General features: G+C 58.3%; 12 protein-coding genes (1 of these 12 cut by a window edge). 2 read left to right on the top strand and 10 right to left on the bottom strand.

What is annotated here, in order from left to right:
• Together ACMDB8_RS09785 and ptrR are read right to left on the bottom strand one after the other, a co-directional pair.
• Positions 1-1,539: the 5' portion of an OsmC domain/YcaO domain-containing protein gene (locus ACMDB8_RS09785; RefSeq protein WP_056724237.1), read on the bottom strand. Its footprint begins 666 nt before the window's first position; the window shows 1,539 of its 2,205 coding nt (coding positions 1-1,539); the start codon lies at positions 1,537-1,539; its stop codon lies beyond the left edge, outside the window.
• Positions 1,540-1,616: 77 nt separating this feature from the next.
• Complete coding sequence (gene ptrR, locus ACMDB8_RS09780; protein WP_409079472.1) at positions 1,617-2,495, bottom strand: putrescine utilization regulator PtrR; 879 nt, start codon at positions 2,493-2,495, stop codon at positions 1,617-1,619.
• Positions 2,496-2,595: 100 nt separating this feature from the next.
• Here ptrR and ACMDB8_RS09775 point away from each other — a divergent pair, with 100 nt between their 5' ends.
• Positions 2,596-3,987: an aldehyde dehydrogenase family protein gene (locus tag ACMDB8_RS09775; protein WP_409079471.1), complete on the top strand. Its 1,392-nt coding sequence runs from the start codon at positions 2,596-2,598 to the stop codon at positions 3,985-3,987.
• A gap of 268 nt (positions 3,988-4,255) precedes the next feature.
• Positions 4,256-4,597 carry a hypothetical protein gene (locus ACMDB8_RS09770; RefSeq protein ID WP_056724230.1) on the top strand — a complete coding sequence of 114 codons (342 nt, stop codon included), beginning with the start codon at positions 4,256-4,258 and terminating at the stop codon, positions 4,595-4,597.
• An 81-nt stretch (positions 4,598-4,678) separates the two neighbouring features.
• Here the strand turns inward: ACMDB8_RS09770 and ACMDB8_RS09765 are convergent, their stop codons facing one another.
• The 8 genes from ACMDB8_RS09765 to ACMDB8_RS09730 all read right to left on the bottom strand — a co-directional run bounded on the left by ACMDB8_RS09765 (position 4,679) and on the right by ACMDB8_RS09730 (position 13,487).
• Positions 4,679-4,783 (bottom strand): excalibur calcium-binding domain-containing protein, encoded by a 105-nt coding sequence (locus ACMDB8_RS09765; protein WP_317850378.1) that lies wholly within the window; start codon positions 4,781-4,783, stop codon positions 4,679-4,681.
• A 394-nt stretch (positions 4,784-5,177) separates the two neighbouring features.
• Complete coding sequence (locus tag ACMDB8_RS09760; RefSeq protein ID WP_409079470.1) at positions 5,178-6,590, bottom strand: aldehyde dehydrogenase family protein; 1,413 nt, start codon at positions 6,588-6,590, stop codon at positions 5,178-5,180.
• Between the two features lie 5 nt (positions 6,591-6,595).
• Positions 6,596-7,645, bottom strand: coding sequence for a homoserine dehydrogenase (locus ACMDB8_RS09755; RefSeq protein ID WP_056724225.1), 1,050 nt, complete (start codon positions 7,643-7,645; stop codon positions 6,596-6,598).
• Positions 7,646-7,821: 176 nt separating this feature from the next.
• Positions 7,822-8,259 (bottom strand): Lrp/AsnC family transcriptional regulator, encoded by a 438-nt coding sequence (locus tag ACMDB8_RS09750; RefSeq protein ID WP_056724223.1) that lies wholly within the window; start codon positions 8,257-8,259, stop codon positions 7,822-7,824.
• Positions 8,260-8,281: 22 nt separating this feature from the next.
• Positions 8,282-9,661: a threonine synthase gene (thrC, locus tag ACMDB8_RS09745; RefSeq protein ID WP_409079469.1), complete on the bottom strand. Its 1,380-nt coding sequence runs from the start codon at positions 9,659-9,661 to the stop codon at positions 8,282-8,284.
• 16 nt (positions 9,662-9,677) lie between these two features.
• The gene (locus ACMDB8_RS09740) at positions 9,678-10,568 is read right to left on the bottom strand and encodes a LysR substrate-binding domain-containing protein (protein ID WP_223542405.1); all 891 of its coding nucleotides are present in this window, start codon (positions 10,566-10,568) and stop codon (positions 9,678-9,680) included.
• Positions 10,569-10,628: 60 nt separating this feature from the next.
• A complete protein-coding gene (locus ACMDB8_RS09735; protein WP_056724218.1) occupies positions 10,629-12,059 on the bottom strand; it encodes an amino acid permease in 1,431 nt (476 codons plus the stop codon).
• Positions 12,060-12,209: 150 nt separating this feature from the next.
• On the bottom strand, positions 12,210-13,487 hold the full coding sequence (locus tag ACMDB8_RS09730; protein WP_056724215.1) for a cystathionine gamma-synthase family protein: 1,278 nt from the start codon (positions 13,485-13,487) through the stop codon (positions 12,210-12,212).
• Between the last annotated feature and the right edge of the window lie 97 nt (positions 13,488-13,584).

Here is a 13,584-nt window from a genome sequence, read left to right as displayed (position 1 = left end):
GAGAATGCCGAACAGGGTCGCGGCCTCTTCAGCGTTGGAGTTTTCGCCGTGACCGGAGAAATCCCACTCAACGAATTCGAAATCCGGCTTGGCACTGAAGAAACGCCACGAGACCACACCGCTGGAATCGATGAAGTGCTCGACGAAGTTGTTCGGCTCAGTCACCGCCTGGCCTTCGAAGGTCGGCTGAGGCAGATCGTTCAGGCCTTCGAAACTGCGGCCTTGCAGCAACTCCGTCAGGCTGCGCTCCAGTGCCACTTCCAGACTTGGGTGCGCGCCGAACGAGGCAAACACGCCACCGGTGCGCGGGTTCATCAAGGTCACACACATCACAGGGAACTCCCCGCCCAGCGACGCATCCTTGACCAGCACCGGGAAGCCCTGCTCTTCCAGGGCCTGGATACCGGCCAGGATGCCCGGGTATTTCGCCAGCACTTCCTGCGGCACGTCCGGCAGGGCCATTTCACCTTCGAGGATTTCGCGCTTGACCGCGCGCTCGAAGATCTCCGACAGGCACTGCACCTGGGCTTCGGCCAGCGTGTTGCCGGCGCTCATGCCATTGCTCAGGAACAGGTTTTCGATCAGGTTGGACGGGAAGTACACCACCTCATTGTCCGACTGGCGCACAAACGGCAGTGAGCAAATACCACGCTGGGTGTTGCCGGAGTTGGTGTCGTACAGATGCGAGCCACGCAACTCGCCATCCCGGTCGTAGACCTTCAGGCAGTACTCGTCGAGGATTTCAGTCGGCAGTTCGTCCTTCGGGCCCGGCTTGAACCAGCGCTCGTCCGGGTAATGCACAAACGCCGCGTTGGCGATGTCCTCGCCCCAGAACTGATCGTTGTAGAAGAAGTTGCAGTTGAGGCGCTCGATAAACTCGCCCAGTGCCGATGCCAGCGCACCTTCCTTGGTTGCACCCTTGCCGTTGGTAAAACACATCGGCGAGTGCGCATCGCGGATGTGCAGCGACCACACATTGGGAACGATATTGCGCCACGAAGCGATTTCAATCTTCATGCCCAGATCGGCCAGGAGGCCCGACATGTTGGCGATGGTTTGCTCCAGCGGCAGGTCCTTGCCCACAATGTAGGTGCCCGCTTCAGAAGTCGAGTGCGGCATCAGCAACGCCTGGGCATCGGCGTCGAGGTTTTCGACCTCTTCAATCACAAACTCAGGGCCGGTTTGCACCACCTTCTTTACCGTACAACGGTCGATGGAGCGCAAGATCCCCTGGCGGTCCTTGGCGGAGATGTCCGCCGGCAATTCAACCTGAATCTTGAAAATCTGGTTGTAGCGGTTTTCCGGGTCAACAATGTTGTTCTGCGACAGGCGGATATTTTCGGTGGGGATATTGCGAGTCTCGCAGTACAACTTCACGAAGTACGCCGCACACAACGCCGACGAAGCCAGGAAGTAATCGAACGGCCCCGGTGCCGAACCATCGCCCTTGTAGCGAATGGGCTGATCGGCGATCACCGTGAAGTCGTCGAACTTGGCTTCAAGTCGAAGGTTGTCGAGAAAGTTGACCTTGATTTCCATGTGCGATTACCAGAATAACGAGCTAAACGATTTGGCCGCCATTATCCGGTTTTTCGGCACTGACCGTTAACTTTCCACTATTTATCGATCAACGCCACACCGCGCTCCTCAAGCAAACGCACAAACATCGTCAGGCTCCGCGACACCGTTCCCCTGCGCCACACCAGCCAGGTGCGCAGATAGCGGAACGACTCCGACAGCGGCCAGACGCTGACCGTCGTGCATCCAGGCATGCTTTCGAGCATGCTGCGGGGCATCAGCGCCAGGCCGGCACCGGCGCTGACGCAGGCCAGCATGCCGTGATAGGACTCCATTTCGAAAATCTTGCCGGGCACCGCCGCACCATCGGCGAACCAGCTTTCGAAGTGATGGCGATAGGAGCAGTTGGAGCGGAAGGCATAGATATTTTCGCCATTCACGTCCTTGGCCCGATGAATCGGCTCATGGTTGAGCGGTGCGATCAGGACCATTTCTTCCTCGAATGCAGGCACGCCCTCCAGCGCCGGATGCAACACCGGACCATCGACAAATGCAGCGGCCAGCCGCCCCGACAGCACCCCATCGATCATGGTCCCGGAGGGGCCGGTGGACAGGTCCAGCTCGACCTTGGCGTGCTTCTGGTTATAGGCGGCCAACAGCTCTGGAATACGTACCGCGGCAGTACTTTCCAGCGAACCCAGGGCGAAGGCTCCCTGGGGTTCTTCACCCGCCACGGTGGCGCGCGCCTCCTGAACCAGCTCGAGAATGCGCCGAGCGTAATCCAGAAAGCTCCAGCCGGCCGGCGACAGACGCAGACGACTCTTCTCGCGAATAAACAGGTCCACACCCAGGTCCAGCTCAAGCTGCTTGATTCGGGTCGTGAGATTCGATGGCACCCGGTGGATATGCTGGGCGGCCACGCTGATGCTGCCGTGCTCGGCGACAGCCTTGAAAATTTCGAGCTGAACCAGATCCAAGTCATTCTCCAAACGTGAACGTTACGCTCAGTATTATTCAGTTTCCAGAAAACATATAGCCCCATACCCTGAGTACATTCCTACCTCGCAGGACGGTGCCATGACCAACGAATCCAGCCTTACCCATGCCATTTCAATCAACCCGACCACGGGCGAGCAGGTCGGCCATTACCCTTTCGAATCCGATTCGGCACTGCAGGCCACGCTGACGCGGGCCGCTACCGGGTTTCGTGCCTGGCGCGGCAAACCGGTTGAACAGCGCGCGCAGCTGTTGATCAACCTCGGCCAGGCCTTGCGCAACAATGCAGAGGCCATGGCGAAAATGATCACCCAGGAAATGGGTAAGCCGATTGCCCAGGCCCGCGGTGAAATTGAAAAATGTGCGCAGCTGTGTGAGTGGTACGCCGAACACGGCCCCGCCATGCTGAGCCCGGAACCGACCCTGGTTGAAGGCGGTAAGGCACGCATTGAATATCGCCCCCTCGGCCCGATTCTCGCCGTGATGCCGTGGAACTTCCCCATCTGGCAAGTCCTGCGCGGCGCGGTCCCCACCCTGCTCGCTGGCAACACCTACGTGCTCAAGCACGCGCCAAACGTCATGGGTAGCGCCTACCTGCTGCTGGAGGCCTTCAGGCAAGCGGATTTTCCCGAAGGTGTTTTCGAGGTCATCAACGTCACCCCGGAAGGTGTATCCAAGGCGATCGCCGACCCACGCATCGCGGCCGTCACCCTCACCGGTAGCGTACGTGCGGGTATGGCCATCGGTGCTCAGGCGGGAGCAGCACTGAAGAAATGCGTATTGGAACTGGGTGGCTCCGACCCATTTATCGTGCTCGACGACGCTGACCTCGATGAGGCGGTGAAAGCCGCCGTGATCGGGCGTTATCAAAACACCGGGCAAGTCTGCGCCGCCGCCAAACGCCTGATTGTCGAGCAAGGCGTTGCCCGGGAATTTACCCGCAAGTTCGTCGAAGCCACCCGACAACTGGTTGTCGGTGACCCACTGGCCAGCACCACCTATATCGGCCCGATGGCTCGCTTCGACCTGCGCGACGAACTGGATCAACAGGTGCGCGACACACTGGAAGAAGGCGCGAAGCTGCTGTTGGGTGGAAACAAGGCTGAAGGCCCCGGCAACTACTATGCGCCCACCGTACTCGGCGACGTGACCGATCAAATGACATCATTCAAACAGGAGTTGTTTGGTCCTGTGGCCTCAATCATCACGGCCCGAGACGCCGCCCATGCGCTGGAGCTGGCCAATGACAGCGAGTTCGGCCTCACCGCCACCCTCTACACGCGCAATGCCGAACTTGCCCGACAGATGGCAGGCGAACTTGAAACCGGCGGCGTATTCATCAACGGCTATAGCGCCAGCGATCCGCGTGTCAGTTTTGGTGGCGTGAAGAAGAGCGGCTTTGGCCGGGAGCTCTCGCACTTCGGGGTGCGCGAATTCTGTAATGCACAGACGGTCTGGCTGGATCGGCGTTAAGGGGGCCTTGCGTTCCGAACCCGGCCCGGTGGCCGGGTTCTGTTTTCATTATTGAATGGGAAGGTCAGCTCGCAGTTCCTGCATGGTGAGCAATCCCTGTTCAAGCCGTTACGTCCATCGCTTGAGATGTTGGTGACATATGGGCCTGCTAAACCAGGAATCCAAAGGCCCGGCGCTTGCGCCGTCACCTTGGGATGAGCTGCAGATTCCACCATAAACGCACCTACACTGAGATGCACAGCGATTGAGAGAACATGGAGCTCCCCCCATGCGAACTAGCGCCCTTGTGATACTCCTTTTCAGCTATGCCGTGCTGATGGTGATTTTTTTCAAGCTGAATGCTCGAAACAATCGGCGCCGCAGAGAAGGTCTCTACGAAGCCTTTGAAACTACGATGCGAGAGCATGGGCTCAAGTCTTTCGAGATCCTCAAGGAAAGTATTTATATCGGTAACAACTTTCGGCCATCAGAGCTGTACCGGGTATTGCTGGACGACTCAGGGCACTACTTTCTTTACTTGCACGCCAGCAATACGCAGCCAGTTTTCATGCCGCTGACCGAAGAGCGAGCGTTACAGGCTGCACAGGGTGATATTGGAATTCAGGCATAGATCATCGCAACCGCTGCCAGGATGTAGCGGATGCGGACCTGTGCCAGGAACTCATGCAGCCTGGCGATAAGCGGCGAGTAGTCACCGGCACCACTGCTTCTCACAAGGGATCCCGTCGTAGTCGCCATCCATTTCCATTCCTGGGCAATTTTGCAGAAAGTTTGTGGCCTCTGCGCATGAAGTCATCTGCGAGCAATATTTGCGCCCATCGCATTTGACTGGCGCCGAGACAGGCTTTGGCGCAATCAAGACCGCAGAGATTCTTTGGGGGCTCGATGGCCGAGCCTCAAACCAGGACTGTAATTCAGGGGAAAACTTCCAAACCAACAGACCAACAACAAGCAAAACCAAAATCAGTTTCATCTTGATCCATCCATGATGAGAGACCGTTTGTGTTCTCACGTTGCCTGCTTCCAGCTTAACCCACTATTCCATATACAACCTGCCGGCGAATTTCTTGGCGACTTTCAGCTCAGTGGCAATACTCCACCTTTTACTTCTCCCCATTCAGCAAAACGCATTGGGCCGGTGACCAAACCGACCCAATGCCATACGACCTGATCCATTTATCGCGAATCGACTAACCCAACGTGTTAAGGCACACAACCTTGGGTTGGGTCATTTCCTCGTAGGCAAAACGCACCCCTTCCCGGCCCAGGCTACCGTACTTGGAACCGCCAAAAGGCATCGCATCGAAGCGATAGTCGGAAGAGTCGTTGATCATCACTCCCCCGGCCTCGATCCTCCGTGCGGCGCTCATCGCGGTTGCCAGATCATTGGTGAAGATCCCGGCATGCAGGCTGTATTCGGGCTCATTGGCCAACGCGATGGCTTCATCGAAACTCTCGAAGCATTGCAGTACCACCACCGGTGCGAAGACTTCATTGCGCCAGAGTCGACTGGAATGATCGACGTTTTCCAACACGGTGGCGGCATAGCACGATCCTTCACGCCGATGGCCGCAGAGCAACGTGGCGCCCTCTTGCAGGGCCTCGTTTACCACTTGCTCGGCATTCTGCGCGGCTTGCGCGGTAATCATGGGGCCGATATCGGTAACGGCCAGTAATGGATCGCCGACCACAAGCGCGCGGGCCTGACTGACAAAACGCTCTCGGAACGCTTCATAAATCGACGCCTGAATCAGCAAGCGCTGGGTACCTACGCAGTTCTGCCCCGCTGCCCAAAAGGCTCCGGACACGCAACTCTCGACAGCGGCCTCAAGGTCGCAGTCGCCCATGACGATTACCGGCGCATTGCCGCCCAGGTCCATGGCCAGTTTCTTCAACCCGGCCGTGCGGGCAATCTGTTCTGCGGTGACGAAACCGCCGGTGAAGGAAATCATCCGCACCTCACGGGCGGCGACCAACGCCTTGCCCAGTTCCGCACCGCCGGTGGCGACGGTAACCACTGATTCAGGCAAGCCTGCCGCGACCAGATAAGACACCAGTTTAATGGCCGACAATGGCGCGAGCTCGGAGGGTTTGAGAATCACCGCATTACCGCCCGCAATGGCCGGACCGAGTTTGTGCGCCACCAGGTTCAACGGATCGTTGTACGGCGTGATCGCCACGATCAGGCCCAAGGGCTCGCGAGAAAACCAGCCCTGACGCGATTCGGAGCCTTCATAAGCATCGAAGGGAACCACCTCCCCGGCATTGCGCCTGGCCTCCTCGGCTGACAGCTTGAGGGTATTGACGCAACGTTTGACCTCTTTTTGCGCCTGTTTGAGGGTCTTCCCGGCCTCGTCGACGATCAGCCTGGCAAACACACCGGCATCCTGTTCGATGTTGATTGCGGCTTGCTCAAGAATGCGCGCCCGACGATGACGCGCTAACGCGGCGCACGCTCGTGCACCACTGCGTCCCGTCTCCAACAACTGCGGAACTTGCGACGCACAGACATTCGTCACGCTACCTATGAGGGAACCGTCATAGGCGTTAAAGACTTCAATGGGCGGCTCCACGATATCCAGAACCAGGCGCGATAATTTCACAGGGTTTACTCCTGGTTGCGGGCAATGGATTGATGGATGCTGATGATGTCCGAGAGCAGCGCAAACGCTGTTTCCGTACGCCCTGCTCCCGGCCCCGAAACTGTTACCGCACCGAGCAGTTGCGAGGTAAACGACACCGCATTGGTCGCGCCGCCAACACTGGCCAGCGGATGGTCGTTGTTCAACAGCCGCGGTTCGACACTGGCACTGATCGAGCCGTCGGCATGGCGCATCGCCGACCCGATCAGCTTCCAGCGAGCGCCGTCCTGCCGGGCTTTTTCGATGTCGCCAAGGCTGAGGGACGAAATGCCGCTGCACGTGACGTCGCTGACCGTCAGCTTCGCGTCCAACAGTTCATTCGCCAGGATCACCACCTTGAGGCGTACGTCATGACCCTCGACATCCGCCGTCGGGTCGGCTTCGGCGTAACCCAGTTCCTGAGCCTTGCTGACGGCCTCGGCAAACCCCAGGCCGCCTTCCATGCTGGTGAGCACGAAGTTGGACGTGCCGTTGAGAATTCCTTCAAAACCGACAATGGAGCTGCCGGCCAGCGCCTGCCTGGCCAGGCGGATAACCGGCGTGCCGCTCATGACCGAGCCTTCGTATTCAAAGGCGACATGCTTGCGTCGAGCCAGTGCCTTGAGCTCGGCGCCGTGCAAGGCGATCGGGCCCTTGTTGGTGGTGACGACATGCTGGCCGCCCTCCAGCGCCCAACGGCAGAACGAAGTTGCCGGTTCACCGTCCACCGGATTGGTAAACGTGGCTTCAACAATAATGTCCGCGCCGCAATCCTTGATCACCGCTTCAGTGAGGGCTGTGACGTCGCCACCCGGCAGTTGCGCCAATGCACCTTTGACTGCCGGCAATTGGGCGAGCACATTGGCGTCCAGCCCTTCGCGGCCAATCACCGAACCGAGAAACAAGTCAGTCACGCCGACGATTTTCAGGGTGAAACCCAGTTCTGTTTTCCACTGTTCGTTACGTTCGGCAATCAGCTGAGCCAATGCCCGGTTAACACCGCCAAAGCCAACCAGCGCCAATTTGTATTCAGTCATTTTGTTATGCCCTTGATCCGGGTGATGGGTTGTTGGGCACTAGGTTAGGGCTGGGCCCAGGGCAGTGAAATAGGTCAATTTGCTCTATTTTGTGGGCGTTTTGACCACCGTCATGACAATGCTTCAGCCATAAAAAAAGCCAACACAGGTTGGCTTTTAGCAATACGAAAAATGGGCTATACGACAGACGACAGCACAAAGGAGGTCACGGTATTTTCCACCCCGGGCAACGCGGCAATTTCAGTCCAGACCTTGTGCACCCGCTGTGGGCTCGCAGCGCCCACCCGCAGCATCAGGTCGAACTCGCCGCTCATGACATCGCACTGGATGACTTCCGGAATGGCCCGCAGCGCCTGCAACACTTCCGCCCCCCGCATCCGGTCGTAGCGGTAAACGAAAATCACCGCATTGATGTTCGACGTGGCTTGTCGCCCCTCCCCCGTGCGTATCGTATACCCCTGTATTACCCCGTCGCGTTCAAGTCTTTCTATGCGCTGGCGCACCGCATTGCGTGACAGATTGACCTTGGCCGCCAGTTCGGCGTGTGCAGCCCTGGCATTGAGCTGTAGTTGCGCGATGATGTGTTCATCGAGAGGGTCCAGAATTCGCTTCACTTGGCCTCCTGTTGTCGCGCCTTCACAGCGCGCCGAGCCGCTCATGGATGGTGTCGAGGTCGTCCGGTTGAATCCGGTAAACCTGCGCCTGTCCTTGTGTCGTGACCTCAGGCTGCAGCCCCGCCACACTGATGCCCAACTCGCCAAGCAGTGCCGCCGACTTGACCGGTGAGATTTCCCCCAGGGTCACCATTGGCGCCACCAGGCTTCGCCGATACAACCGGGCGGCCAGCACGCCAGTGGCCGTATGCGGGTCGATGACGTATCCCGTGTCGCGATACAGCGAGGTGATTTCCGTCAGCGTCTGCTCATCACTGACTGCGTAAGAGTCGATGATCATCCGCGCCTGCAACCAGAACTCGTTGGCGATGACCATCTCGCCGCTGGATTCGAACCCCTCCATCAGGGCACACACCGCCTGGTCGTCATGCCCGTAGAGCTCCCAAAGGAACCGTTCCAGATTGGAAAAGATCGACAGGTCCATGGCAGGCGAAAGCGTCTTGTTGGCTCGTGACCTGCTGTAGTGGTTCTTCTGAAACAACTGGTGCAACGCGTCATTCTGGTTGGTCGCAACAATCATCTGGGTGATTGGCAGGCCCATTTTTTGCACGATGTAGCCTGCATACACTTCGGCAAAACTCGCCGCAGGCACACTGAAACCGATCGGACGCTGGCCGCCTCCCAGTTGCAACACGGCATGGAAGTAAAACACCAGTTGCGCCAACACACTGACCCAGTTACTGGAGTTGAAACTGATCACCTCGTGCTGCGCATACGGCCATTGTCGGAACAGCCGGGTGACGATGTTCTGACACTCGTCAAAGCTGCCGTTGACCGCGAACTGATAGACCCCTGGATGCGCCGCTGCTTGCAGATGCTGGAGTTGGTCCCGGGGTACGCCCGCCTCCGGGTAAAACACCACCACGGAGGTGTCCTCGCAGTGCTTGAACGCCTCGATGGCCGCCAGCCCGGTATCGCCGTTGGTGGCACCGATCACCACCCCGCGACGCCCGCGCTTGCGCAGAAAATACGGCACCAGTCGTGCCTGCAATTGAGCGGCAAAATCCTTCGAGGAGCGAGTCGGGCCGTGGAACAGCTCCAGCACCCATTCGTTACGATCGACCTGATGCAATGGCGCCAGGGAACGATGGCTGAATTGACTACCGGCCTCTTTGAGCATGCGCTTGAGGTCTGTCTCGGGGATCGCCTCTCCCACAAACGGACTGATCACCCTGTAGGCCAGTTCGTCATAGGGCAAGGTCGACCAGTTGGCGATGTCCTGCGCTTCAAACAGCGGCAGTTCGAGCGGTACGAACAGCCCACCGTCCTCGGCAATGCCAGACAATACGACCTGTTCGAAGTCGACCTGCACGGCCGAATTTCGGGTACTCACATAACGCATGGTTGGCTCCGGCCATTCATTTGAAACGATGTGCCTGCTCGACCAGCCAGGTGGAAAACATCACCGCGTCCGGGTGCTGCTCGGCCCCGGAACCGCGCACAAGGTAAAAAGACTCGCTGGCTTCGATACGCTGGGTAAAGGGTTCGACCAGCCGTCCATCCTGAAGCATCTCCTCCACCATCGAGGACCGGGCCAGGGCAATCCCCTGACCTAACTCGGCCATGCGCAAAGTCGAGATCAATGTGTCGAACTGCATGCCAGTCGAAGAGTCGACGGTGTCTGCACCGACCATGTTCAACCAGTAACCCCAACCCTCTTCGTAACCCAGAACATGCAACAGCGGATGGTGCGACACGTCCGCCGGGACCGTCAGCGGCGACTTCGCCATCAGGTCCGGCGAGCAGACCGGGAACAACGTGTCCCAGGTCAGGCGCTGCGACACCAGACCGGGCCATTGACCGTGGCCCCAGCGAATCTCCATGTCATCCTCACCGTCCAGCTCCTTTACCCAGATATTGCTGATGTAGCGGATATCGACATGCGGATGCGCCTGGCTAAACCCCGCCAGCTTGGGCGCCAGCCAATGCACGAAGAACGCCAGGCTGCCACGTACCTTGATCGGCCGACGTTTGTGCTGGCCAAAAATTTCGTTGGTCCCCACTGCCAGTCGCGTGATCGCATCCTGCACCACCGGCAGATACGCCTGGCCTTCCTCGGTCAGTCCCAAGCCACGGGGCAAGCGCTTGAACAGTGCCACCCCAAGATGGCTTTCCAGTTGGCGGATCTGCTGACTGACTGCGCCCTGGGTCAAAAACAGTTCTTCGGCGGCATGGGTGAAGTTCAAACAGCGGGCAGACACCTCGAATGCCCGCAGCCAGTTCAATGGGGGTAGCGTCTTTTGCTTCATGGCTTGAACCTCTGGGACGCCCCCTCCACCGAGCACGCTTGCCCATCCCGTCGACGCTGACTAGAACGCGTCGGACGGTTGTGCCAAGGGGGCAACCGACAAGCGTCGCTCGCGGCTTTTGCGGGTAATGTAATACACGAAATAGCACCAGGCGATGAAGGGCAAACCGAAGTACAACGCCACTCGCTGCTCCGGATCGAACGCAATCCCGACACACGCCAGACTGCAGCAGACCAGCGCTCCCAACGGCACCCATGGATAACCCCGGACACGGAATTTCAAGTCGCGGATATCACCGCCGTTGGCCACATAGTGACGGCGGAACGCAATCTGGCTCGCAGCGATGCTCATCCAGACCACCACCACCGCCAATCCGGAGATCGACACCAGCGCCAGATAGATGGTGTCGGCGGCAAACACGCTGCTGAGCAACGAGGCAGCCCCACCCGCCATGCTGATGATGATCGCGTTGAGCGGCGTGCCCATACGCGTCAGTGCCGAGAATCGCTTGGGCAGGTGACCCTGGTCACTCAGCGTCCAGATCATCCGTGACGCGGCATACAAACCGGAGTTGGCGGCCGACAGCAAGGCACTGATGATCACGAAGTTCATGATGTCTGCCGAATAGGGAATCCCGATGTAGGTGAACACAGTCACGAATGGACTCTCTACCAGGCCGGCCTGTTCTCGGGGCAATAGCGTCGCCAGGACGAAAATGGTCCCCACGAAAAAGATCGCCAGGCGCAGCACCGTCGTGCGAATGGCACGCGGCACATTGCGCTGCGGGTCCTTGGTTTCCCCCGCGGCAATACCGATCAGCTCTGTGCCGGAGAACGCGAAAGACACCGCCAATAACGTCATGGCTATCGGCATGACTCCCGTAGGAAAAAGTCCTTCGCGAGTGAAGTTGCTCAACCCGATACTGTGGCCCTGTTCGATGTGCAGCAGACCGAGAATCGCGCCACCGCCGATCATCAGAAACACTATTACGGTCACCACCTTAACCAGTGACAACCAGAACTCGGTTTCAGCGAACAGGCGCACCGAAATCACATTGGTCAGAAACACCAGGCCCGCAAACAGCGCACTCCAGATCCACACTGGTGTATCCGGGAACCAGCGCACCATCAAGATGCCGGCGGCGGTAAATTCAGAACCGATGGCCACCGTCCAGGTCAGCCAATACAACCAAGCCACGGTATAGCCGGTACCAGGCCCGAGAAATCGGGTGGCGTAAGTGCTGAATGAGCCGGTTTCCGGCATCTGCACCGCCAGTTCGCCCAGGCACATCATCACCATGTAAACCATGAGCGCGCCGATGATGTAAGCGATCACCGCGCCCAAGGGACCGGCCTGGTTAACCGTATACCCGGACGTGAGAAACAGCCCGGTACCGATGACCCCGCCTAACGCCAACATGACAATATGCCGTGTTTGCATTTCCTGTTTAAAACCGGAACGCGAATGAAGTTGTTCTTCTTTTATGGACATGGTTGTTCTCATGAAAGTTATTAGGGCACGAATTAACATCTGCAGTGACTGATTGGGCAGAGTAAAAACAGGTCGCCACTAAGTTTTATTATTATTCCACTTCATGAACGCCCCACTCACATCCTTGTAGTGAGGTTTGGCGCTAACGCTTCAGCCTGCAACCTCGGTGCAATTTTCATTGATTGAAATCTGCGTATTTTCTTGTGCGGGTTCGTTGCCCGCCCCCCTGACAAATGCAAATGCCTGTTTCAGGTCGTCGAGCAGATCATCGGTGTCCTCGATGCCGACAGAGACCCGCACCAGCCCTTCGGAAATACCCAGGGCCAGTCGTTCCTCCAGCGTGTTCTCGACATGGCTGGTGGTTCGCGCCGGACCGTAGATGGTTTCCACCGCACCGAGATTGCCCGCGCAGTGGGCGAATCGCAGTCGTGGCAAGAGCACCTTGACCGTGTCCATGCCGCCCACCACGACAAAACTGACGATTGCACCGAAGCCGGACATTTGCGCGCACGCCACCGCATGATTCGGATGGCCGGGCAAACCCGGATAATTGACCGACTCCACCAAGGGTTCGACGCAGAGGTACTCGGCCAGTGCGCGGGCACTGCGTTGCTGCTGACGCATGCGCAGCACCAACGTTTTCATGCCGCGAATGATCAGGTAGGCGGAGAACGGGTCGAGCGTCGCTCCATTGATTTCCCGGTAATGACGCACCTTGGCCATCAGTGATTCACTACCGCACACCAGACCGCCAAGCACGTCACCGTGGCCGCTGAGAAATTTGGTGGCACTGTGAATGACCACGTCCACACCCAGCGCCAGGGGGTTCTGATTCAACGGCGTGGCGAAGGTATTATCCGCCACCACAATGGCTCCGACGCGCTTGGCCGCAGCCACCAGACGCTCGATATCGAGTACTTTCAGCGTCGGGTTGGTTGGCGTTTCCAGATACACCAATTGGCAACCCTTGGCGATTTCGCGTTCAATTTCTTCGTGATCGAATGTCTCGCACAACGTCACGTTCACACCGGTGCGCGGCAGGAACTCTTCGAAAATCTTGTTGGTGCCGCCATAGCTGTCCTTGGTCGACACCACCCGATCGCCATGGGCCAGGAAGGTGTAGAGCACACTGCTGATCGCCGCCATCCCGCTGCTGAAAGCCACGGCGGATTCGGCCTGCTCCAACTCGCGAATCTTTGCCTCAAGGGTCTCGACTGTCGGGTTGCTCATACGGCTGTAAATAAAGCCGGGGGCCTTGCCCAACGCTACGTCGTACCAGACATCTATGTCGTCGTAACCATATGCAGCACTGACTACGATGGGGGTTTGGGTGGCGTTGTAGGGATGCCTGACTTGCTCCCCACCCCACACGGCACGGGTTCCCGCACCCGCATTAACAAACCCTGCGTTGCCTGGTTTTTTATTCATAAAGACTACTCGCACTGAGGGGGGCGAATGTTGAGTCACTCACCGGATCTGGCGGCCAATATATTGAAAAGCAGCGCCGCCGAGAAACGATGTTATC

Origin of the sequence: Pseudomonas monachiensis (assembly GCF_047345015.1) — a bacterium.
Taxonomy (GTDB): Bacteria; Pseudomonadota; Gammaproteobacteria; order Pseudomonadales; family Pseudomonadaceae; genus Aquipseudomonas; species Aquipseudomonas monachiensis.
This window is presented reverse-complemented; position numbering and strand designations above follow the sequence as displayed.